This window comes from Streptomyces sp. NPDC030799, assembly GCF_055572255.1.
Genome location: NZ_JBVIDS010000015.1, coordinates 104,046 through 125,886 on the forward strand (window position 1 = coordinate 104,046; position 21,841 = coordinate 125,886).

General features: G+C 71.4%; 23 protein-coding genes. 10 read left to right on the plus strand and 13 right to left on the minus strand.

The window, feature by feature from the left end; translation table 11 throughout:
• Positions 1-119 precede the first annotated feature (119 nt).
• Both ACZ41I_RS32690 and ACZ41I_RS32695 read left to right on the plus strand, forming a co-directional pair.
• Complete coding sequence (locus ACZ41I_RS32690; RefSeq protein ID WP_399766531.1) at positions 120-938, plus strand: hypothetical protein; 819 nt, start codon at positions 120-122, stop codon at positions 936-938.
• 99 nt (positions 939-1,037) lie between these two features.
• Positions 1,038-1,955: an alpha/beta fold hydrolase gene (locus ACZ41I_RS32695; RefSeq protein ID WP_468515752.1), complete on the plus strand. Its 918-nt coding sequence runs from the start codon at positions 1,038-1,040 to the stop codon at positions 1,953-1,955.
• Here the strand turns inward: ACZ41I_RS32695 and ACZ41I_RS32700 are convergent.
• The 5 genes from ACZ41I_RS32700 to ACZ41I_RS32720 all read right to left on the minus strand — a co-directional run bounded on the left by ACZ41I_RS32700 (position 1,952) and on the right by ACZ41I_RS32720 (position 5,410).
• Positions 1,952-2,407, minus strand: coding sequence for a hypothetical protein (locus ACZ41I_RS32700; protein ID WP_468321026.1), 456 nt, complete (start codon positions 2,405-2,407; stop codon positions 1,952-1,954). The two genes, ACZ41I_RS32695 and ACZ41I_RS32700, sit on opposite strands and share 4 nt — an antisense overlap.
• A complete protein-coding gene (locus ACZ41I_RS32705) occupies positions 2,404-2,922 on the minus strand; it encodes an RNA polymerase sigma factor (protein WP_399766524.1) in 519 nt (172 codons plus the stop codon). Before ACZ41I_RS32705 ends, ACZ41I_RS32700 begins: the two co-directional genes overlap by 4 nt.
• A gap of 130 nt (positions 2,923-3,052) precedes the next feature.
• Positions 3,053-4,054 carry a DUF1648 domain-containing protein gene (locus tag ACZ41I_RS32710; protein ID WP_468515753.1) on the minus strand — a complete coding sequence of 334 codons (1,002 nt, stop codon included), beginning with the start codon at positions 4,052-4,054 and terminating at the stop codon, positions 3,053-3,055.
• A complete protein-coding gene (locus tag ACZ41I_RS32715; protein WP_363215855.1) occupies positions 4,051-4,401 on the minus strand; it encodes a GntR family transcriptional regulator in 351 nt (116 codons plus the stop codon). Before ACZ41I_RS32715 ends, ACZ41I_RS32710 begins: the two co-directional genes overlap by 4 nt.
• A gap of 97 nt (positions 4,402-4,498) precedes the next feature.
• Positions 4,499-5,410, minus strand: a complete 912-nt coding sequence (locus ACZ41I_RS32720; RefSeq protein WP_399766517.1) for a D-alanyl-D-alanine carboxypeptidase family protein — start codon at positions 5,408-5,410, stop codon at positions 4,499-4,501.
• Between the two features lie 189 nt (positions 5,411-5,599).
• On the opposite strand from ACZ41I_RS32720, the gene ACZ41I_RS32725 reads away from it, so the two are divergent.
• On the plus strand, positions 5,600-6,274 hold the full coding sequence (locus tag ACZ41I_RS32725) for a GntR family transcriptional regulator (RefSeq protein ID WP_363219251.1): 675 nt from the start codon (positions 5,600-5,602) through the stop codon (positions 6,272-6,274).
• Positions 6,271-7,578 (plus strand): MFS transporter, encoded by a 1,308-nt coding sequence (locus ACZ41I_RS32730; protein WP_363219252.1) that lies wholly within the window; start codon positions 6,271-6,273, stop codon positions 7,576-7,578. The genes ACZ41I_RS32725 and ACZ41I_RS32730 overlap by 4 nt, the downstream gene beginning before the upstream one ends.
• A gap of 27 nt (positions 7,579-7,605) precedes the next feature.
• Here ACZ41I_RS32730 and ACZ41I_RS32735 read toward each other — a convergent pair whose 3' ends face one another.
• Positions 7,606-8,430 (minus strand): maleylpyruvate isomerase family mycothiol-dependent enzyme, encoded by an 825-nt coding sequence (locus ACZ41I_RS32735; protein ID WP_468515754.1) that lies wholly within the window; start codon positions 8,428-8,430, stop codon positions 7,606-7,608.
• A gap of 182 nt (positions 8,431-8,612) precedes the next feature.
• On the opposite strand from ACZ41I_RS32735, the gene ACZ41I_RS32740 reads away from it, so the two are divergent.
• On the plus strand, positions 8,613-9,431 hold the full coding sequence (locus ACZ41I_RS32740) for a carbon-nitrogen family hydrolase (RefSeq protein ID WP_468515755.1): 819 nt from the start codon (positions 8,613-8,615) through the stop codon (positions 9,429-9,431).
• Between the two features lie 48 nt (positions 9,432-9,479).
• Here the strand turns inward: ACZ41I_RS32740 and ACZ41I_RS32745 are convergent, their stop codons facing one another.
• Together ACZ41I_RS32745 and ACZ41I_RS32750 are read right to left on the minus strand one after the other, a co-directional pair.
• Entirely contained in the window at positions 9,480-9,974 is a 495-nt protein-coding gene (locus tag ACZ41I_RS32745; protein WP_363219255.1) for an LURP-one-related/scramblase family protein, read from the minus strand.
• 31 nt (positions 9,975-10,005) lie between these two features.
• Positions 10,006-10,974 (minus strand): GlxA family transcriptional regulator, encoded by a 969-nt coding sequence (locus ACZ41I_RS32750; protein WP_468515756.1) that lies wholly within the window; start codon positions 10,972-10,974, stop codon positions 10,006-10,008.
• 52 nt (positions 10,975-11,026) lie between these two features.
• Here ACZ41I_RS32750 and ACZ41I_RS32755 point away from each other — a divergent pair, with 52 nt between their 5' ends.
• Entirely contained in the window at positions 11,027-11,413 is a 387-nt protein-coding gene (locus tag ACZ41I_RS32755) for a cupin domain-containing protein (protein WP_363219257.1), read from the plus strand.
• A 105-nt stretch (positions 11,414-11,518) separates the two neighbouring features.
• Here the strand turns inward: ACZ41I_RS32755 and ACZ41I_RS32760 are convergent, their stop codons facing one another.
• The 4 genes from ACZ41I_RS32760 to ACZ41I_RS32775 form a co-directional block, all read right to left on the minus strand.
• On the minus strand, positions 11,519-11,773 hold the full coding sequence (locus ACZ41I_RS32760; protein ID WP_363219258.1) for a DUF6458 family protein: 255 nt from the start codon (positions 11,771-11,773) through the stop codon (positions 11,519-11,521).
• 66 nt (positions 11,774-11,839) lie between these two features.
• Positions 11,840-13,138 carry a M18 family aminopeptidase gene (locus tag ACZ41I_RS32765; RefSeq protein WP_468515757.1) on the minus strand — a complete coding sequence of 433 codons (1,299 nt, stop codon included), beginning with the start codon at positions 13,136-13,138 and terminating at the stop codon, positions 11,840-11,842.
• A gap of 126 nt (positions 13,139-13,264) precedes the next feature.
• Positions 13,265-15,091 carry an acyl-CoA dehydrogenase gene (locus ACZ41I_RS32770; protein ID WP_363219260.1) on the minus strand — a complete coding sequence of 609 codons (1,827 nt, stop codon included), beginning with the start codon at positions 15,089-15,091 and terminating at the stop codon, positions 13,265-13,267.
• 132 nt (positions 15,092-15,223) lie between these two features.
• The gene (locus ACZ41I_RS32775) at positions 15,224-15,982 is read right to left on the minus strand and encodes an alpha/beta fold hydrolase (protein ID WP_468515758.1); all 759 of its coding nucleotides are present in this window, start codon (positions 15,980-15,982) and stop codon (positions 15,224-15,226) included.
• Positions 15,983-16,107: 125 nt separating this feature from the next.
• Here ACZ41I_RS32775 and ACZ41I_RS32780 point away from each other — a divergent pair, with 125 nt between their 5' ends.
• From ACZ41I_RS32780 to ACZ41I_RS32795, 4 genes are all read left to right on the plus strand, one after another.
• Positions 16,108-16,572: an SseB family protein gene (locus ACZ41I_RS32780; protein WP_031172737.1), complete on the plus strand. Its 465-nt coding sequence runs from the start codon at positions 16,108-16,110 to the stop codon at positions 16,570-16,572.
• A gap of 132 nt (positions 16,573-16,704) precedes the next feature.
• Entirely contained in the window at positions 16,705-17,676 is a 972-nt protein-coding gene (locus ACZ41I_RS32785) for a pirin family protein (protein WP_363219262.1), read from the plus strand.
• Between the two features lie 243 nt (positions 17,677-17,919).
• Positions 17,920-18,303 carry a hypothetical protein gene (locus ACZ41I_RS32790; RefSeq protein WP_468515759.1) on the plus strand — a complete coding sequence of 128 codons (384 nt, stop codon included), beginning with the start codon at positions 17,920-17,922 and terminating at the stop codon, positions 18,301-18,303.
• A 198-nt stretch (positions 18,304-18,501) separates the two neighbouring features.
• Entirely contained in the window at positions 18,502-19,632 is a 1,131-nt protein-coding gene (locus ACZ41I_RS32795; protein ID WP_468515760.1) for an AI-2E family transporter, read from the plus strand.
• Here ACZ41I_RS32795 and ACZ41I_RS32800 read toward each other — a convergent pair.
• A complete protein-coding gene (locus ACZ41I_RS32800) occupies positions 19,518-21,719 on the minus strand; it encodes a SpoIIE family protein phosphatase (RefSeq protein ID WP_468515761.1) in 2,202 nt (733 codons plus the stop codon). The two genes, ACZ41I_RS32795 and ACZ41I_RS32800, sit on opposite strands and share 115 nt — an antisense overlap.
• Positions 21,720-21,841: the final 122 nt, after the last annotated feature.

The following is a 21,841-nucleotide window of genomic DNA, read 5'->3' on the forward strand; positions in this document are numbered from 1 at the left end:
TCCGCTCCTGACGGGCCGGCCCGGGCGGCCCGGCCCTGACGTCGTATCAGGGATGGGTCCGGGTGGTCTCGGGGACATCACCGATGGTGGGGGAGTGGCCACGGCGGCACGCTGGTGACATGACGAAATCCGCTGCCGCCCACCCTGGTTACCCTTCCTCCGCCCGCTCCTCCTCCGTCGCCTCCCGCTCCCCCTCCTCCTCCTCCGCCCGCCGTGTCGCCGCCCTCGCGGGTGCCGCCGTCCTCGCCGGTACGGCGGCGGTGTGCGCACCGGGTGTCGCCTACGCGGCGCCTCGCGTCAGCGTCGCCTCCGCGACCGACTTCAGCGACTGCCCGGCACTGCCCGACGGCGTCGACCCGAGCCGGTGGAGATGCGAAGTGCACACGGCCGCCCCGCGGTTGACGGTCGGCAGGACGACGGTGAGCCTCGCCCCGATCACCATGACACACGCCGAGGGACCGATGCCGGACGGCAGCAAGGGCCAGGTGTGGGGCGCGATGCACAGCTCCCCCACCGCCGTACCGGGGGGACTGACCGGCACGCCGGCGGGCGATCGCGCGGCCGTCCTGGCACTGGCGATACAGCCGGAGTACGGCGGCCGGTCCGACTTCTACACCGGGCAGTTCAGTCTCCGCTTCCGCCTCCTCGGCCCGCTGGTGCCGCACGGCTGCACGATCGGCGCGGGCGAGCCCGTCGACTTCCAACTGAAGCGCTCCGGCCCCTCCAAGTGGGTTTCCCAGGACCCTCCGGTGATCGAGTTCTCGGCCTACGACGACACCTTCACCGCCCCGGCGGCCGAACGCTGCGGACCCCTCACCGGCCCCCTCAACCGACGTCTCGGCCTGCCGGCCACCGAAGGCAACCTGCTGTCGTACGACGCCTCGTACACCTTCAAGACCTACGACCAGCTCGCTGCTCGGGGCGATGCCGAGAGATGACAAGAAACAGAAGGGAGGGAACCTTTCGCGCTGACGCCGACTCCTGACCCGGCGACGCGGGCCCGACGGGGGACCGCACCGGCCCGAGAGGGGTCACGGATGGCACCGCACACCGAACGACCGCTGCCCAACGACGAGCGTGCCGAGCACCGTTGGCCGACCGTCCGCGGCACCCGACTGCACCTCGCCGAGTACGGCGGCACCGGCACCCCGCTGCTGATGCTGCACGGCTTCCCCCAGCACTGGTACGCCTGGCACAAGGTCGCCGGACACCTGCCCGACGGGTACCGGCTGCTCTGCCCGGACCTGCGCGGCTTCGGCTGGTCGGAGAGCACACGGCGCGGTTACGACATGGACGGCCTGGCGGACGACGCCCTCGCGCTGCTCGACGTGCTCGGGCTGGAGCGGGTCGGGCTGGTCGGGCACGACTGGGGAGCGTACCTCGGGTTCCGGCTGTGCCTGCGCGCGCCCGAGCGGTTCACCGGGTATGTCGCGCTCAACATGTCGCACCCCTGGCCCCGGCATCGCGCCGTCCTGCCCAACCTGTGGCGGCTGTGGTTCACCGCGTTCGTCGAGTACCCGGTGCTCGGGCGGGCCGTGCTGCGGCACTGGCCCGGCTTCACCCGCTTCCTGCTGCGTCACCAGGTCGCCGACCCGGCGACCGCGTGGACGGAGGCGGAGCTCGCCGAGTACGCCGCTGCGACCTCGCAGAGCGCCGTCGCCGGTCAGTCGATGTTCTGGCAGTACGTCCTGCGCGAGATACCGGCGTTGGTGCGGGGTGCCGCGCGGCGGCAGCGGCTGACCGTGCCGACGCTCCTGCTCGGCGGGGAGCGGGACAACGTGGTCGTGCCGTCGATGCTGGCGGGTGCCGAACCGTACGCCGACGAGATGCGCATACGGCTGGTGCCGGGGGCCGGGCACCATCTGCCGCAGGAGCGGCCGGAGCAGGTCGCGGAGGCCATCCGCGAAATGTTCGCCCCCTTCGCGCCATTCACCCCCTTCGCCCAGGAGATCTAGCGGAGCACCGCCCGCTCGGCGACCCGGCGGGTGAACGCCCGTCCGCGCCGTTCGCCGAGCAGGCGGCCGTAGATCCACTGTGCGGGACGCAGGGCGGTGGGGCGGGTGGCGCCGAGGACGGCGAAGCGGGTGCCGCCCGCCTCGGGGACGGCCGCCATGCCGCCGACGATCAGGCGGGACTGCATCAGGCACCAGCCGGGAGACAGCCGGACCTCGAAGGACTCCGTCAGTCCGGAACGGCCCACTGCCAGCGCCCGTTTGCGGTCGGCGTCGCCGGGCGGCACGCGGAACTCGCGCAGGAACGGCACGAGGTGGGGCAGTTCCGCCTCCAGGTCCGCGACCACCGTCCACACCCGGTCGTAGGGCAGCGCCAGATGCTCCTCGGCATACAGGCCGGCGTGCAGCCCGGCGGCCAGTACTCGCAGTCGCAGCACCGGATCGGAGGAATTCATCGCGACCACGCCTTCCGGAACGAGGAACGAGCCCGGCTCAGCCGGGACTTCACGGTGCCCTGCGGGATGCCGAGCAGACCGGCGACGGTGGCCTCGTCCAGGCCCTCCAGTTCGCGCAGCACCAGGACCGCGCGGTGCCGGACGGGGAGCCGGGCCAGTACGTCCCGCACGTCCGCCGGCAACTCCCCGTCGGTGTCCGCACGCAGTCCGCCGAGACGGGCCAGGTCGGTGGGGTCGGCCGGTTCCTCGGCCGGGGTGCGGCGGGCGACCCGTACCGCTTCGCGCACGGTGGCCGTCCGCACCCAGCCGTAGAACGCCTGGGGATCGCGGAGTGTGCGCAGGCCCTTGAAGACCGCCAGCAGGGACTCCTGTACGGCGTCGGCCACGTCGTGCGGGGCGATCGGGCGGCAGAGCCGGGTCACGTACGGCGTCACCAGCGCGAGCAGTTCGTCCATCGCCAGGGCGTCCCCGTTCTGCGCGGCCCGGACCAGCGGCGCCGCCGTGTCCCAGGGCACCGCCCGGCCGCCCTCCCCCGGACTCCCTGGAGTCCCCCGAGTCCCCGAAGGAGTCCTCCCGGTCCCCGAAGTCCCCGAACTGTCCTCGCTCCCTTGGCTCCCCTGCATCCCCGGGATGTCCATGCCCGGCTCAGGTCCGCTGTCGCAGTGCGTTCAGCAGGGCCGCGCCGCGTTCCGCGTCGTCCACGCTCACCGCGAAGTCCGTACGACGGCCCCGGGGGCGTATGACGAGACAGTCGCCGGCGCGGAGCATCACCGTCGTGCCGAGGCCGCTGAGGCGGTAGCCCCAGCCGCCGACCTGGGACGGCAACCGGTGTTCGGACCGGGCGGACTCGATGGCGGCCGGGGGCCAGCGGCGGACGGGCCAGCCGAGCGGTCCGAACGACACCTCCAGGCCCGCTTCCGACACCTTCGCCTGGACCGAGGAGAACGCGGCGCAGGCGAGGGCGGCGACGCAGCAGCATCCGCACACCGGCCACAGTGCGGTGAGGTCGGCCGGACCGACGGCCAGGGCCACCAGGGCGCCGGCGGCGACGAGGCCGGCCAGCGCGGCCAGCAGTTGCAGCCAGTGGTTGGCCGCGCGGGAGAACCACACCAGCCGCTCGCCCTCCGGCAGGTTCAGTCCGGGGGTGCCGGGGGCCGACGCGGTGCCCGGCCGGGTGCTCCATCGCCAGGCCAGCACGCCTGCGACCGCCATCCCCGCGAGGATCAGCACGATGTCCAGGGCCGGCTCCCGGGCCTCGTGCCAGTCGGCGCGGTCGAGGTTCGCGCGGACGAGGGACGCCTGCGCGCCGACGAGCGACGTCGCCGTGGGCGCCAGTGCGATCGCCCGCCAGGGGCGTACGGCCGGCCGGGAGCGGCGCCGGCGCACGCTCACCCCCAGGGCGATCAGCAGCCAGAGGCCTGCCGGGAACAGGGAGACGGCCCACAGCGGCGACGAGCCGTCGGGGGCGCTGCCGCCGCTCCAGTGGGTCGCCAGCCGGTCGGGCAGCCGGTCGTGCGCGGCCCAGGGCAGGCCCGCGAGCAGTGCGGCGACGGCCGCCACGCACCCCGCGGTCCCCCAGCGGGTGGCGCGGCTCCGGCCGCCTTCGGGACCGTCTCCGTCCGTCATGTCGCCGTCCCCGTCCGTCATGTCGTCGCCCCCCGGATCATCTCGATGAGGTCGGTGCGGCTGTAGCCGAGCCGGGATGCCTCCGCGACCAGCTCCCGCACCCTGATCTGCAGTCCGGACCGCCGGTCGGCTCCCTCGGCCACGGTGATCCCCCGGCCCCGGCGGAACTCCAGCAGGCCTTCGTCGCGCAGTTCGCGCAGGCCGCGCAGGACGGTGTTGACGTTGATGTCCAGTGCCGTGGAGAGATCGCGGGCCGAGGGCAGCCGGTCGCCGGCGCGGCACTCGCCCTCGGCGACGGCCCGCCGGATCGCCGCCGCGACCTGCTCGTGCAGGGGGCGGGTGTCGGTCTTGTCCAGACGCAGCAGCATGGTGCCAATGAGACTAGCACCATTGGTTTCATCGCGCATCCGGGCAGCACAACGGGCCCGCCGCTCGCGCGACGGGCCCGTCAGTGCCTGGTGGGTGTCAGCCCAGCCTGGCGAAGCCGTAGTTGAGGAGCTTCGTGGCGTCCGCCGCGCGCTGCGGCTTGGAGCTGGAGGCCAGGACCGTGCCGATGAGCGTCCTGCCGTTCCGGGTCGCGGCGAAGACCAGGCAGTACTGGGCCTCCGGGCCGGAGCCGGTCTTCACGCCGATGGCACCGCTGTAGCTGGAGAGCAGCGTGTTGGTGTTCGTCCACGTCTGCATGGTGCGGGTGCCGCCCGACTTGGTGACGGTCCTGGCGGTGTACGCCTTCGTCTTGACGACCGTGCGGAACGTCGCGTTCTTCATCGCGCTGCTGGCGATCAGCGTCAGGTCGCGCGGCGAGGAGTAGTTGTTGCCGTTGCCGATGCCGTCGAAGGAATCGAAGTGGGTGTGCTTCAGGTTCAGGCTCTTCGCGGCGGCGTTCATCTTGCCGATGAAGTTGTTCACGCGCGCGGTACGGGTGGAGCCCGAGCCGTAGGTGTCGGCGAGCGCGTAGGCGGCGTCGCAGCCGGACGGCAGCATCAGGCCGTAGAGCAGCTGGCGGACGGTGACCTTGTCGCCGACGATCAGGTGCGCCTGCGAGGCGTTGTTCTTGACGACGTAGTCGCTGTACGCCTTCTGGATCACCACCTTTTTGTCGAGGTTCAGGTTCGGCTGCGCGAGCACGACCTTGGCGGTCATGATCTTGGTCGTGGAGCCGGTGGAGAGCGGCGTGTCCATGTTCTTGTTGAACAGCGTCGAGTGGTTCGCGTCGTTCATCACGTAGCCGCCCTTGGCCACGATCGAGGGCGTCGTGACGGCCTGAGCGGGCGCCGCGGTGAGGGCACCGGTCGCCAGCAGTGCGCCGGAGGTGACGGCGACGGCGGCGGCTCTGTGGAGACGCGTACGGCGTGTGCCCTTAATGCCGGTAATCAAAGTGGAATACCCCGATTGTCGTGAATGCCCCTGGAGTGCGGCCGAGTTGAGGTGCGGGGGCAAGGGGGCCGCACATGTGAGACACGTAAGTAGCACAGAAAGTTGTGCCGTCGCTGAGGGCCATGTGTGTCACGTCCGGATGCTGGACGCCGCTGCCGTATGCGTACGTGTTGTATCTATCCTGTGGGCATGAAGACGGCCGTACAGCAGCCCGCACGCCGGCACGACAAGCCGCCGCCCGCCGCCGACCGTGTGTACGCCCACGTCAAACAGGGCGTCCTCGACCGTCGCTACGAGGGCGGGACCCTGCTCACCGAGGGTGAGCTGGCCGAGGCCGTCGGGGTCTCGCGCACACCCGTGCGGGAGGCGCTGCTGCGGCTGGAGGTCGAGGGCCTGATCCGGCTGTACCCGAAGAAGGGTGCCCTGGTGCTGCCCGTCTCGGCGCAGGAGATCGCCGACGTGGTGGAGACCCGCCAGCTGGTCGAGGAGCACGCCGCCCGCAAGGCCGTGCCCGCCCCGCCCGGTCTGCTGGAGCGGCTGACCGAGCTGCTGGAGCTGCAGAAGGCGCAGGCCGCCGCCGGTGACCTGGCCGCGGCCGCGGTGACCGACCGCTGCTTCCACGCCGAGATCGTGCGCAGCGGCGGCAACGCGATCCTGTCCCGGCTCTACGACCAGCTGCGCGACCGGCAGCTGCGGATGGGCGTCGCCGTCATGCACTCCCACCCCGACCGGATCGCCAAGACGCTCGCCGAGCACGAGGAGATCCTGGACGCGCTGCGTGCCGGGGACGCGGAGGCGGCCGTCGACGTCGTGCACCGGCATGTGAGCTGGTTCTCGCACCTCGCCCGGGGCGAGGTGCGATGAGCAGTCCGTCCGGGAACGCCACTCTTCCGGGTGATCCTCCGGGTGGCCGGCGCGCCGTCACCATGTGGTCCATAGGCGTGGCTGTCTACTTCGTCGCCGTCATCTTCCGTACCTCGCTGGGCGTGGCCGGCCTCGACGCGGCCGACCGCTTCCAGGTGAGCGCCTCCGCCCTGTCGACGTTCTCCATCCTCCAGCTGCTGGTCTACGCCGGCATGCAGATACCCGTCGGCCTGCTGGTCGACCGGCTCGGCACCAAGAAGGTGCTGAGCATCGGGGCGGTCCTCTTCACCGCCGGGCAGCTGGGCTTCGCCTTCTCGCCCTCCTACGGCACCGCCCTCGCCTCCCGCGCCCTGCTGGGCTGCGGTGACGCGATGACCTTCATCAGCGTGCTGCGGCTCGGCAGCCGCTGGTTCCCGGCCCGGCGCGGGCCGCTGGTCGCGCAGCTCGCCGGGCTGATCGGCATGGCGGGCAACCTGGTCTCCACCCTGGTCCTCGCCCGGCTGCTGCACGGCATCGGCTGGACCCCGGCGTTCGCGGGCAGCGCGTTCGCCGGGGCCGTGGTCCTCGTGCTGACCCTGCTGTTCCTGAAGGACCACCCCGACGGGCACGAGCCAGAGCCGTCGCCGCACCAGGGCGCGGCCTATGTCCGCCGGCAGATCGCCGCGGCCTGGCGGGAGCCCGGCACGCGCCTCGGGCTGTGGGTGCACTTCACCACCCAGTTCCCGGCGATGGTGTTCCTGCTGCTGTGGGGCCTGCCGTTCCTGGTCCAGGCACAGGGGCTCAGCCGCACCACGGCCGGTGAGCTGCTCACCCTGATCGTGCTGTCCAACATGGCGGTCGGCCTCGTCTACGGCCAGATCGTCGCCCGGCACCACGCGGCGCGGCTGCCGCTGGCGCTGGGCACGGTCGGGACGACCGCGCTGCTGTGGGCGACGACGCTGCTGTATCCCGGCGAGCACGCGCCCATGTGGCTGCTGGTCACGCTGTGCACGGTGCTGGGTGCCTGCGGACCGGCCTCCATGATCGGCTTCGACTTCGCGCGGCCCGCCAACCCGCCCGAGCGACAGGGCACGGCGTCCGGCATCACCAACATGGGCGGATTCGTCGCCTCGATGACGACGCTGCTCGCGGTCGGGGTGCTGCTGGACGCCACGGGGGACGACTACGCCGTGGCGTTCAGTGCCGTGTTCGTGCTGCAGGCACTGGGGGTGTCCCAGATCCTGCGGTTGCGGGGGCGGGCGGCCCGGCGGGAGCGGGAGCGGCTGGTGGCCAGCCGGGTGGAGACGGTCCACGTTCCCGCATGAGCACCTGGTGCCGGTGGCTGCGCAGGACTACGGCGTCACCGCGAAGTTGCGCAGGATTGCCGCTGCCACGTCCTGGTCGCCCTCCGTCTTCACCCGGTCCGCCACCGCCTCCGGCGTGACGCGGCCGCAGGCGAGGCGGACGTAGGTCTCCCAGTCGAGGGTGAGAGTGGCGGCGGGGCCGAGGGCCGGGGCGGTTTCCAGGGTGCCGCGGCCCTGGATGTCGACGCGGATCGTGCGCAGGAACTCCACCGGGCCGTGCACGTCGAACACGATCGCCGAGCTGCGCGGCGCGTCCGCGTCCTTCGCGACGACCCTGGGCAGCGCCTCCAGCAGCACGTCCCGCACGACGTACGCGCCCGGCGAATCCAGGTTGCCCGGCCGGCCGAGGGCCGTGCGCAGGTCCTGCTCGTGCACCCACACGTCGAATGCGCGGGCGCGGTAGGCCTGTTCCAGGGTGATCTCCGAGCCCAGCGGGCCGCGTACCTTGGTGCCGGGGTCGCGGGACTCGCCTCGCAGCTGGCGGTTGCGGCGGATGATCGTGTACTCCAGCTCGGCCGTCATCTCCGGCGCCGTGTGGTGGCGGCGGACGTCGACCTGCATCTCCATGTACCGCTGGTGCTCGGTGGTGACGTGGAAGAGGTCACGGGGGAGCGAGTGGATCGGGCGCGGGTCGCCGAGCATCTCGCAGTCCAGGCCGATCACATGGGACACGATGTCCCGCACCGACCAGCCCGGGCACGGGGTCCGCCGGTTCCACTCGCCTTCCACGAGCGACTGGACCATCTCGGATATCGCGTCGATGGAGTGGGTCCAGGCGTCGGCGTAGGGCTGGAGGGTGGGATGCAGACTCACGGAACGGGACCCCTCGGCGGTCGGTACACGGGCAGGTTGCGGCGGCGGTGCCAGCGGGCGGCGGCTGCACTTCGGCGGGCGTCTGGGAGGCTAAGTTACGCTGCCTGCAGGCACCCCGGCAGTGCTTTCGTGTGACGATCGTAGGCCTGTGTGGACGACTCGAATGCCAGGACGGTGGTAGTGTGCGCGCCTCGCTGATCCAGATCGCCGTGAACGAGGACGAATCGGTCGACTCCCGGCGGCAGCGGGCGGCCGCGCTGGTGCGGGAGCAGGCCGGGGCCGACCTCGTGGTCCTGCCCGAGCTGTGGACCACCGGTGCCTTCGCCTACGAGGAGTTCAGCCGTGCGGCCGAGCCGCTCCAAGGGCCGACGTACGAGGTCATGGCCAAGGCGGCGAGCGACGCGGGCGTGTGGCTGCACGCCGGCTCCATCCCCGAGCGCGCAGCGTCCGACAGCGGCTCCGCCGCGGACGACGGGACGCTCTACAACACCTCTCTCATCTTCTCCCCGTCCGGTGAACCGGCCGCCGCCTACCGCAAGATTCATCGCTTCGGTTTCGACAAGGGCGAGGCCGTGTTGATGGGTGCCGGGCGGGACCTGGTGACGGTCCGGCTGCCCGGGACCACGCTCGGCGTGGCCACCTGTTACGACCTCCGTTTCCCCGAACTCTTCCGCTCACTCGTCGACGCCGGCGCCGAGACCCTGGTGATCCCGGCGGGCTGGCCCGAGCGGCGGCGCGCGCACTGGACGCTGCTGGCTCAGGCGCGGGCGGTCGAGAACCAGGCGTTCGTGCTCGCGTGTGGAACGGCCGGGACGCATGCGGGAGTTCCCCAGGCCGGTCACTCGATCGTGGTGGATCCCTGGGGCGAGGTGCTGGCCGAGGCGGGCCCGGACGAGGAGGTCCTCACCGTCGACTTCGACCCGGCGAGGGTGGCGGCCACGCGCGAGCAGTTCCCCGCGCTGAAGGACCGGGTGCTCGGCCTGGAGCCGCCGCGCCGGTGAGGGTGATCCGGTGAGAGCCCCCGGTGAGGGCGCGCCGGTGAGGGCCGCTCAGTCGTCCTCCCGCTCCTTCTGCGCCAGGTGGATCACGCACACCGCCACCGCGATGAGCAGCGCCGGATCGGCGTCCTCGCGCACGATGTCGACGCCGTAGGTGTCGCGCAGGTGCAGCCGGCGGCGGGAGATCACCGCGAGGAGTTCACCGTCGTACTCGATGGCGAACTCGTGGTCGAGGATCTTGCCGCTGACGTCCAGCTCCGTGCCGTCGGCCAGAGACACCCGGTAGTGGTTGCGCAACAGGGACAGCCGTTTGCGCCTGATGGTGGCCAGGCCCTCGCCGTCCCGCTCGATCACCATGGTGTCGCGCAGCGCGAACATCTTCTGGTGGATGTCCACCAGGACCCGGCCCTGCGCGTCCTTCAGCTCGAAGGTGTCCCGCAGTCGCATGGCCTTGCCGTCGACGAGGAACACCTTCCGGCCGTGCTCGTCCTCGATCCAGTAGTCGTCGCCGATGCCGAGGAGCCGGTCGCGTACGAGGAGTCTCATGCGGTGACCGTTCCCCGCCGCGCGTCGGTCATCACGGTCCCGCCGGCCCGAAACGCCTGCGGTAGCCCGATGGGCTCAGCCCCGTCTCCCGGCGCAGCCGGGCCCGCAGATTGGCCGCCGTGCCCAGGCCGCTGCGGGCCGCGACGACATCCAGGCGCTCCTCGCCGCGCTCGATCAGCCGGCAGGCCAGCGCGACCCGCTCCCCGGTGAGCCAGGCCAGCGGAGTCGTACCCAGCTGGGCGCGGAAGCGGCGGTGCAGGGTGGCGGGGCTGACGGCCGCGCGGGCGGCGAGGTCCGCCACCGTCAGCGGCTCGCCCAGCCGTTCCTGCGCCCAGGCCAGCAGCGGGCCGAGCGACGCGTCGGGCACGTCGGGCACCGGACGCTCCACGAACTGCCGCTGACCGCCGTCCCGGTGGGCGGCGAAGACGAGGCGCCGGGAGACATGGTTGGCGATCTCCGCGCCGTGGTCGCGGCGTACGAGGTGCAGTCCCAGGTCGAGCGCCGAGGCGCTGCCGGAGGCGGTCAGGATGTCGCCGTCGTCCACGAAGAGCACGTCCGGCTCCAGGCGCACCCGGGGGAAGCGGTTGCGGAAGGCCTCGGCCCACATCCAGTGGCAGGCCGCCCGGCGCCCGTCCAGCAGGCCCGCCTCGGCGAGGGTGAACGCGCCCGAGCAGAAGCCGACGAGCCGGGCGCCACACGCGTGCGCCCGGCGCACGACGTCCAGGACGCGCTCCGCGCGCGGGACCTCGGCGTCGGGCCGGTTCGGCACGATCAGTGTGTCGGCGTCCTCCGCGGCCTCCAGGCCGGCGACCCCGGTGAGCGTGAAGAGACCGTCCCGCATCCGGGTCTCGGGCTCGGCGGCGCACAGCCGGAAGTCGTACAGGTCACGGCCCAGTTCGGGCCGCCGCAGCCCGAACACCTCGATGGCGCAGCTCATCTCGAAGGGGTTGGAGTTCTCGTCGACCACCAGCACGATGCGGTGAGAGGATCCTTGCGGCATATGCGATTCCTAGCACTCGTACGACGGCCCCGGCCAGCCGCACGATGAACCCATGGAACCGATCTCTCTCGACCAGGCCCTCGCCTCCTTCACCGAGCAGTGGAGCCCCCGCATCGTCACCACCGTCAACGACTACGACGTGCGCGTGGCGAAGGTGGAGGGCGAACACCTCTGGCATGTCCACGACCACACCGACGAGTTCTTCCTGGTCCTCGACGGCGAACTGCACATCGGCCTGCGCGAACCGGCCGGAGAGCGCACGGTCGTCCTGCCCAGGGGCTCGGTCTTCACCGTCCCGCGCGGGACCGAGCACAAGCCGTACGCGCGCGTGCCCACCTCGATCCTCGTCCTTGAGCCGAGCGGCACCCTGACGGTCGGCGACCGGCACGAGGACGTGCCGGACCACGTGGACGCGACCACCGGCCACGCGCTGTCCTGAGGGCAGGCGCCGGACACCGGACACGGCCCCTCGACCCGCCTGCCGCTCGTCCTGGCGGGACGGACGAGCAGGAGGCGGGCGCAGTCCTGTGATCGGGCGCCCGCGTCAGACGCCGTAGCCGTCGCTGTAGCCGTCGACGTGGTGGTGGTGACGGTGGGGTTCCTCCTCCACCACCGGTGTCGGTGGCATCACGACCCGGCGGCGCCGTGCGATGCCGCTGAAGGTCGCCACGCCGATGAGCCCCACGGCCATCAGGATCAAGCCGACGACCGTGAGGTTGACGCCGTGCATGTGCCAGTCGGTCGCGAACGTGAGGATGGCCCCGACGGCGATGAGGATGATGCATCCTCCGAGCCCCATGAGAAGTCGCCTCCCCTTTCGGTTCCGGAATCTCCGGTGCCGTCCGGGTACCCGGGGCCGTCGCGGCTAGCCCTCCAGGAAGGCCACCAGGGCGTTCGCGAGCAGGAACGGGTCGTCGGCGCCGCACAGTTCGCGCACGCTGTGCATCGAGAGGATCGCCACGCCGATGTCGACCGTGCGGATGCCGTGGCGGGCCGCGGTGATGGGGCCGATCGTCGTGCCGCACGGCATGGAGTTGTTGGAGACGAAGCTCTGGAACGGCACGTTCGCCTTCTCGCAGGCGGCGGCGAAGACGGCGCGGCCCGAACCGTCCGTGGCGTAACGGTTGTTGACGTTGACCTTGAGGATCGGACCGCCGTTGACCCGCGGGTGGTGCGTCGGGTCGTGCCGTTCCGCGTAGTTGGGGTGGACGGCGTGACCCGTGTCGGAGGACAGGCACACCGTGCCGGCGAAGGCGCGGGCCCGGTCCTCGTACGAGCCGCCGCGCGCGAACACCGAGCGTTCCAGCACGGATCCGAGCAGCGGGCCGTCGGCGCCGGTGTCCGACTGGGAGCCGTTCTCCTCGTGGTCGAAGGCGGCCAGCACGGGGATACGGGTGAGCGGTGCTCCGGAGGTCGCGACGGCGGCCAGCGCGGCGGTGCCCGCGTGCACCGACAGCAGGTTGTCCATGCGCGGGCCGGCGACCAGCTCCCGGTCCCGGCCGAGGTAGGCCGGGGCCTCCACCGGGTGTGTCATCAGGTCCCAGCCGGTGACCGAGCCGGCCGCGAGCCCTGCGTCCTGCTCCAGGAAGTCGATCAGATCGCCGTCCCGGACGTCGTCGCCGAGGCCCCACACCGGCTGCAGATGACGCTGCTTGTCGAGCTTGAGCCCCTCGGTGCTGACCGAACGGTCCAGGTGGATGGCGAGCTGCGGCACCCGCAGCAGCGGACGGTCCACGTTGACCAGGACCGTGGAGCCGTCGCGCAGGCTGAGCCGGCCGGCCAGGCCCAGGTCGCGGTCCAGCCAGGAGTTCATCAGCGGGCCGCCGTAGATCTCGACGGCGACCTGACGCCAGCCGTGCGCCCCGCTGTCCGGGCGCGGCTTGATCCTCAGGTTCGGGGAGTCGGTGTGCGCACCGATGATGTGGAAGGGGGTGTGCGCCTCGGCGCCCTCGGGGACGTACCAGGCGACGATCGCGCCGCCGCGCAGCACGTACTTGCCGCCGCTCGACGCGTCCCAGGCGTCCGTCTCCGCGACCTGCCGGAAGCCTGCCTTCTCCAGCCGTTCGGCGGCATTGGCCACCGCGTGGTACGGCGACGGGCCGGCCGCCAGGAAGGACATCAGGTCGTCGGTGTGGCCGCGGTCGAAGCGGGCTGCTGCGCTCATGGGATTCACCTTAACGACGTGCGCGGGCCCGCTCCCGGAAAGAGAGCGGGCCCGCACAGTATCTACAGGGACGTGGCCGCGGCGGCCTGCCGCGGCGTATCCGGGACGTGTCCGTGGGGACGTCTGCTAGAACGCGGCCTCGTCGAGCTCCATCAGGTCCAGCTCGACACCCGAGGCGACCTTGCGGGCCAGCGTGACGCCCGGCAGGACGTTCGCCGCGAAGAACTTCGCCGCGGCGATCTTGCCGGTGTAGAACGCCTGGTCCTTGGCGGAGGCCGTGGCCAGCTTCTCCGCGGCGATCGCGGCACCCTTCAGCAGCAGGTAGCCGACGACGACGTCACCGGAGGCCATGAGCAGACGGGTGGTGTTCAGGCCCACCTTGTAGATGTTCTTGGTGTCCTGCTCGGTGGCGGCGAGGTCGGTCAGCATCAGGCCGACGATCGCCTCCAGCTCCACGGCCGCCTTGGCCAGGTGCTCACGGGCGCCGGCCAGCTCCTCGCCGCCGGTGCCCAGGGCCAGGAACTTCTTGATGTCCTCGGCGAGGGAGTTCAGCGCGGCGCCCTGGTTGCGGACGATCTTCCGGAAGAAGAAGTCCTGGCCCTGGATCGCGGTGGTGCCCTCGTACAGGGTGTCGATCTTGGAGTCCCGGATGTACTGCTCGATCGGGTACTCCTGCAGGAAGCCGGAGCCGCCGAAGGTCTGCAGCGACTGGGCGAGCTGCTCGTAGCCCTTCTCGGAGCCGTAGCCCTTGACGATGGGCAGCAGCAGGTCGTTCAGCGCGTGCTCGGCGGAGGCGTCCTCACCGGCGGCCTCCTTGACCTGGATCGTGTCCTGGATCGAGGCGGTGTACAGCACCAGGGCCCGCATGCCCTCGGCGTACGCCTTCTGCGTGATCAGCGAGCGGCGCACGTCCGGGTGGTGGGTGATGGTGACCTTGGGCGCGGTCTTGTCCATGAACTGCGCGAGGTCCGGGCCCTGGACGCGCTCCTTGGCGTACTCCAGCGCGTTCAGGTAGCCGGTGGAGAGCGTGGAGATCGCCTTCGTGCCGACCATCATGCGGGCGAACTCGATGATGCGGAACATCTGGCGGATGCCGTCGTGCTTGTCACCGATGAGCCAGCCCTTGGCGGGGTGCTTGTCGCCGAAGGTCATTTCGCAGGTGTTGGAGGCCTTCAGGCCCATCTTGTGCTCGACGTTGGTGGCGTAGACGCCGTTGCGCTCGCCCAGCTCGCCGGTCTCGAAGTCGAAGTTGTACTTCGGGACGAGGAAGAGGGAGAGCCCCTTGGTGCCCGGACCGGCACCTTCCGGCCGCGCGAGCACGTAGTGGAGGATGTTCTCGGACATGTCGTGCTCACCGGAGGTGATGAAGCGCTTCACGCCCTCGATGTGCCAGGAGCCGTCCTCCTGCTGGATCGCCTTGGTACGGCCGGCGCCCACGTCGGAGCCCGCGTCGGGCTCGGTGAGCACCATCGTGGAGCCCCACTGCTTCTCCACGGCGATCTTCGCTATGTGCTTCTGGACCTCGTTGCCCTCCTCGAAGAGGATGCCGGCGAACGCCGGGCCCGAGGAGTACATCCACACGGCCGGGTTGGCGCCCAGGATCAGCTCGGCGTAGGCCCAGATCAGGGAGCGCGGCGAGGTGGTGCCGCCGATCTCCTCGGGCAGGCCGAGGCGCCAGTACTCCGAGTCCATGAAGGCCTGGTAGCTCTTCTTGAAGGACGCCGGGACCGGCGCGGTGTTGGTCTCCGGGTCGAAGACCGGCGGGTTGCGGTCGGCGTCGGCGAAGGACTCGGCCAGCTCGTTCTCGGAGAGGCGGGTCAGCTCCTCCAGGACGCTCTTGGCGGTGTCGACGTCCATCTCCTCGAACGGGCCGGTGCCGTACACCTTGTCGCGCCCCAGTACTTCGAAGAGGTTGAACTCGATGTCGCGGAGATTCGACTTGTAGTGCCCCATGGCGACGGCTCCGTAGAGAGATCGGCGAGGCACTGACTCCTCGCACCTAGTTCACGTACCAACAAGTAGCTCCGATGATGCTACCCGTCGGTAATAAGAAGCAACCCCTGCCGGTGCAAGTGTGAGAAGGGTCTATTCCTCGCTTCCCGGGAACGGGGCCGTGAGCAGCGCCGCCCACCGGTCCGGGTGCTCGGCGAAAGGCAGGTGGCCGCCCGGTATCTCCACCAGCCGGGCCCCCGGGATGCCCGCCGCCACCGCCCGGTGCAGCCGGGGCGGGACCAGGTGGTCGTCGACCGGTGAGACGACCAGCGTGGGTGCGGTGATCCGGGCCAGGTCCGCGGTCACGTCCAGCCGCTCCACCAGCTCCACATGCTCCGGGGTGCCCTCCGGAACTCCCCTGCCCGTCTCCTTCGCCGCGCTCTCCAGCTCCTTCGGGTCCATCGCCTCCAGCGCGGCCGGGCTCAGGGCGTGGGCGAGCAGGAACCGGCCGAGCGTGTCCGGATCCCCCGACTCGGCGAGCGCCCGCCACACGCGCGCGGTGAGCCGTACCTGCGCGTCGGTACGGGCGAAGGGCGCGGTCAGGACGAGCCCCGTCACCCGCTCCGGATGCCGGGCGGCCAGCCGTATCGCCACCGGGCCGCCCAGCGAGAAGCCGGACACGGTGAACCGCTCGACGCCCTGCGCGTCGGCCGCGGACATCAACTGGTCGGCCAGCGTGTCCAGTTCGAGCGGTCGGGTGGCGCGCGGGGTGCTGCCCGCGCCCGGATAGTCGGCGCCGATCACCGTGTGCCGCGCGGTCAGCCGGTGCATCACCGGGCCGTAGTTGCGCTCCAGGGATCCGCCGGCGCCGTGCGCGAGGAGCAGGGCGGGGCGGGACGTGCTGCCGTGCATGGGAGACCCCCGTGGTCACTATATGTAGCGATCGATAGAGAAACCGTAGCAAGGATTATCTAACGAGCGCTACATAATTTTCCCCGGACGTCACGCCGCCGCTCCCGCTCGGTACGCTTGCGCCCATGTACGGCTACGACCAGAACGTCGGTGCTCAGCAGCAGTACGCCGCACCCCAGCAGCCGATGGCCGGCGGCTACGGGCAGCAGCCGCCGCTGTATCCCGAGCCGTCCCCGCCCTCCCTCGCGGACGCGGTGCGCGCCTTCACCACCGGGCAGATGTCCGCCGAGGACTTCCAGCAGATCTTCGCGACGTCGAAGGTGTACTGCCCGCGTGGCGACACCCCCGGCTTCCTCGCCCTGCACAACACCCAGCAGCCGGTGATCCCGATGTTCACCTCGCTCAAGGAGCTGCGCCGGTACGCGGGCAAGGAGTCCAAGTACTTCGTGATCACGGGCGCCGAGGTGATCGACCTGCTCCCCACCGGCTACGGCTTCGTCCTGGACATGGAGGGCGAGCACCGGATGGTGTTCGACGCGAAGGCGGTCGAGCAGATGGTCGACTTCGCGATGCGCCGGATGTACGGCTAGACGCCGCCGCGAAGTCGGCTGACCGGTACTCGTGAGCGTGAGCCCGGAGGGAATTCCCTCCGGGCTTTCTCTGTTCCGGGTGGCAGAAAGTTCAATGCTCAACTAAAGTTGGCGCACAAGGAGGTACCGACCATGCCTGCAGTGACCGTCGAGAACCCGTTGACGCTGCCCCGCGTGACCGCTCCCGCCGATGCGGTGGCGCGTCCGGTGCTGGCCGTCACGACCGCTCCGAGCGGCTTCGAGGGCGAGGGCTTCCCGGTGCGCCGGGCGTTCGCCGGGATCAATTACCGCTACCTCGACCCGTTCATCATGATGGACCAGATGGGCGAGGTGGAGTACGCGCCGGGCGAGCCCAAGGGCACCCCCTGGCACCCGCACCGCGGCTTCGAGACCGTCACCTACATCATCGACGGAGTCTTCGACCACCAGGACTCCAACGGCGGCGGCGGCACCATCACCAATGGCGACACCCAGTGGATGACGGCCGGCTCGGGGCTTCTGCACATCGAGGCGCCGCCGGAGCACCTGGTCATGTCCGGCGGTCTCTTCCACGGCCTCCAGCTGTGGGTGAACCTGCCGGCCAAGGACAAGATGATGCCGCCGCGCTACCAGGACATCCGCGGTGGCAACGTCCAGCTGCTCACCTCCCCGGACGGCGGCGCGCTGCTGCGGGTCATCGCCGGTGAGCTGGACGGCCACGCCGGTCCCGGTATCACGCACACGCCGATCACGATGATCCACGCGACGCTCGCACCGGGTGCGGAGATCACGTTGCCGTGGCGGGAGGACTTCAACGCCCTCGCGTACGTCCTTGCCGGGCGGGGATCCGTGGGCGCGGACCGTCGGCCGGTGCACATGGGGCAGACGGCCGTGTTCGGTACGGGCTCGTCGCTGACGGTGCGGGCCGACGAGAAGCAGGACTCCCACACGCCCGACCTGGAGGTGGTCCTCCTCGGCGGACAGCCGATCCGTGAGCCGATGGCGCACTACGGTCCGTTCGTCATGAACACCAGGGACGAGCTGATGCAGGCCTTCGAGGACTTCCAGAAGGGCCGCCTTGGCACCGTCCCGGCGGTGCACGGCATGACCGAGGGCGGGCTGTAGGCCACGCCGGCCGGCTGAGAGGAAGCCCCGTCCGGATGTCCGGACGGGGCTCTTTCGTGTGCGGCGGGAGCTTTTCCGCGCGCAGCGCAAGGAGGCGCGCCGACCCGGATGGGCTAGTTCCGGAAGGCGTTGCGCCGAGCGGGCCCCTAGCGTCGCAACTGCGCGCCTCGTTCCACAGCGCGCACGAGTGGTCGCGCCTGGTGGCCGACACCACGCACACACACCCCAGTTCAGGAGTCACATATGAGCAGCATCCGCAGCGCCCTGGCGTGCACCGCGGCAAGCGTCCTCCTCACCGTCGGCGGGGTCGCGCTGGCCGCCCCCGCCCAGGCCCGGACGGGCCTCACCCCGCAGAGCACGTCGGTCACGATCCTTGCCGACGACGACACCGGAACCGCCACGAGCACCGACACCAGCACCGCCACGAGCAGCGACACCGGAACCGCCACGAGCAGCGACACCGGCACTGCCACGGACACCGGTACCGGCAACGACAACGGCAATGGCAACGGGAACGGGAACGGGAACGGCAACGGGAACGGGAACGGGAACGGGAACGGCAACAACTGCGGTCTCCTCGGCCTCGGTTGCCTCCTCCAGGGTCTCCTCGGTGGTCTCCTCGGCTGAGAACGCTCCCGCAGCACCCGGCCAGCCACCACGTGAGCGGCCGCCCCAAAAGAGGCGGCCGCTCACGTCGTTGGGTCCGCCGGTCCGGCACCTCGACGCCGGCCGACGGCTCGGACGTGTGGGACACCGGTGCCGTCCGCCTCACCCGCCCGGACCGTGCCGCAGGACACCGGCCGGCGGCCGTGGTCCGCTGGAGGCGTGCCGCTGTTGCCCGATCCCGTGCGTCGTCTCGCCGCCTGGTGTGCCGTGCTGCTGCTCGTCGCCGGGGTCGTCTGGGTGGCGGTGCGGTTGTGCGGGGAGTTCCGTACGGCCGTCACACCGGTGCTGCTCGCCCTGCTCGGGACCGCGCTGCTCGGCCCGCTGTACCGGCGGCTCGTGCGGGCCGGGGTGCAGGCGTCGGTGGCGGCCGGGCTCACCTGTGTCGCCGTGGTGGCCGTCGTCGGCGGTGCCGTGTACATCGTCGTCGCCGCGCTCATCGACACCGGCGACCAGATCATCGACTCGCTCAGGAACGCCGCCAAGGGTGTCTCGCAGCGCTTCGGGGCCGCCGGTACCGGGCTCGACGACCTCGCCGTCAACGCGCGCACGCTGCTGCGCAGGTTCGGCGGCACGGCCGCGTCCAACGTCATCAGCGGGGTCAGCGTCGTCGGCGAGAGCATCGCGATGGCCGTGCTCGCCCTGCTGCTCGTCTTCTTCTTCCTGCGCGACTCCCACCGCGCCGTCGTCACCCTCCGGTCCGTCGCGCCCGGCGGCACCGCCGACACGCTGGAGGCCATGGCCCGGCGCGCCTTCGAGGCGGTGGAGGGCTTCATGCGCGGTACGACCGTCATCGCGCTCATCGACGCCCTGTGCATCACCGTCGGCCTGCTGATCCTCCAGGTGCCCGGCGCGCTCGGGCTGGGCGCGCTGGTGTTCGTCGGCGCCTACATCCCCTACCTCGGTGCCTTCATCTCCGGTGCGGTCGCCGTCCTGGTCGCCCTCGCCGACCGCGGGTTCGTCATCGCGCTGTGGGTGCTCGGTGTCGTCCTCGCCGTGCAGGTGCTGGAGGGACATGTGCTGCAGCCGGTCATCCAGAGCCGGACCGTGCAGATGCATCCGGCCGTGGTGATGCTCGCGATCACCGCCGGGGCGTCCGTCGCGGGGATCCTCGGGATGCTGCTCGCGGTCCCGCTGACCGCGGCCGCCTTCGGGGTCGTACAGGAGCTGCGGACGCGTTACGCGGCACCCTCCGACACGTCGTCCTCCGGCCCGTCGTCCTCCGGCGCCTCACCCGAGCCGTCCGCCGACACGTCCCCCGACGCCTCCCCCGACGCCTCCGCCGATTCGTAGAGCTCGAACCAGATGCTCTTGCCCTCGCCCCGCGGGTCCACGCCCCAGGCGTCCGCGAGGAGTTCGATCAGCATCAGGCCGCGCCCGGAGGAGGCCAGCTCGCCGGGCCGGCGCTTGTGCGGCAGGTCGTCGCCCGCGTCGGTGACCTGCACCCGCAGCCGCCGCGCAGCCGCATCGCCGGTCACCTCGGCGAGCAGCAGCGCGTCGGCGTCGGTGTGGACGAGAACGTTGGTGACCATCTCCGAGACCAGCAGCACCGCCGAGTCGACCTGGTCCGCGCCGGCCCAGTCGTGCAGCAGCTCACGCAGGTGCCGGCGGGCCTCGGCGATCCGGTCCGGCTCGTCCTGCGCCACCGACAGCAGCGTGCGCCGGACCGCGGGCCGTGCCGTCTCCTTGAGCGGCCGGCTCAGCAGCACCAGCGCGATGTCGTCCTCGCGGCGGTCGGCCAGGGGGCCGGTGGTGTGGTGCGAGGACGGCCCGTGCACGCCCTGCACCAGAGCGTCGGCCAGCGATTCCAGCTCGGGCCCGTCGGCCCCCCGGTGGTCCTCCAAGATCGTGCGCAGCCGGCGCCAGCCGCTCTCCATGTCGTGCCCACCGGTCTCGATCAGACCGTCGGTGCAGAGCATCAGCGTCTCGCCCGGCTCCAGGGTGAACCGGGTCGTCGGATAGTCCGCGTCCGGGTCGATGCCCAGCGGCAGTCCGCCCGCCGTCGGCCGCATCATCACCGTGCCGTCGGCCATCCGGATCGCCGGATGCGGATGCCCGGCACGGGCGATCTCCAGCGTCCCGGTCTCCGGGTCGGCCTCCACGTACACGCAGGTCGCGAAGCGCAGGTCGGCCATCTGGTGGTCGTCGTGCGTGATGCCGTGCAGGAACCGGGACGCCCGGGAGAGCACGGCGTCGGGGCGGTGGCCCTCTGAGGCGTAGGCCCGCAGGGCGATGCGCAGCTGGCCCATGAGACCCGCGGCCCGTACGTCATGGCCCTGGACGTCGCCCATGGCCAGCGCGAAGCGGCCCGAGGGCAGCGGGATCAGGTCGTACCAGTCGCCGCCGACCTGGAGTCCGCCGCCGGTCGGGATGTACCGGGCGGCCACCTGCATCCCGGGGATCTCCGGGCCGAGCGAGGGCAGCATGGAGCGCTGCAGGCCCTCCGTCAGCTCCCGCTCGGACTCCTCGGCGCCGGCCCGGGACAGCGCCTGGGCGAGCATCCGGGCCACCGTCGTCAGAACCGCGCGTTCGTCGGGTGTGAACGCCACCGGATAGGCGAAGGCCGCCATCCAGGCGCCCATCGTGCGTCCGGCCACCGTCAGCGGGAGGAAGGCCCAGGAGCGACGGCCGAAGGGCTGGGCGAGCGGCCAGGTCGCCGGGTAGCGCTCCTTGTACTCCTCGGGCGAGGACAGATACACCGCGCGGCCGGTCCGGACGACCTGGGCCGCCGGATAGTCGGTGGTCAGCGCCATATGCGAGAAGGGGCCCATGTCGCCGGGCTGGTGCCCGTGCTGGCCGATGATCGTCAGCCGGTCGCCCTCCGCCCCGAAGACCACGAGCCCGTCCGGCGAGAAGCCCGGCATCGACAGGCCGCCGACCACCCGCAGCACCTCCGCCGTGGACCGCGCCTCCGCCAGCGCCCGGCCCGCGTCCAGCAGAAATGCCTCGCGTGAGCGCCGCCAGTCCCCGGTGACCGCGCTGCGGGCCGCCGCCGTGCCCGGGGTCGGCTCGGTGACCTCCTGGAGGGTGCCGATCAGCTCGTACGCCCGCCGCTCGGCATCGAAGGAGGGTTTCGACCGGCTGCGGACGACCCGCAGGATGTTCCCCTGCTCGTCCATGATCCGGATGCGCACTTCCGCGAGCGTGCCCTCGTCGACCGCCAGCGGGACCACGCCGGTGATCTCGTTCCAGTCCTCCGGGTGCAGTCGCGCCCGGGTCTGGGCCTCGGTGAGGGTGGTCGCCTCCGCGGGCAGTCCGAGCAGCCGCGCCGCCTCCGCGTCGACGGTGACCAGTCCGGCGGCCGTGTCCCACTGCCACAGCCCGGTCGCGAGGGCGGCGAGGACATCCCCGACGGACGGGAGAGGCTCGCCAGTGCGCATTGCCCTACTTTAGGGAGATCTGATCGAGGGGTGCCACTGTAAGAAGGCCCGATCGGCGGGCGTCACGGTTGGAGGTGCCGCCGAAGTCCGCGAGCCGCCGCCGGGTGGCGGACGGTAATGGT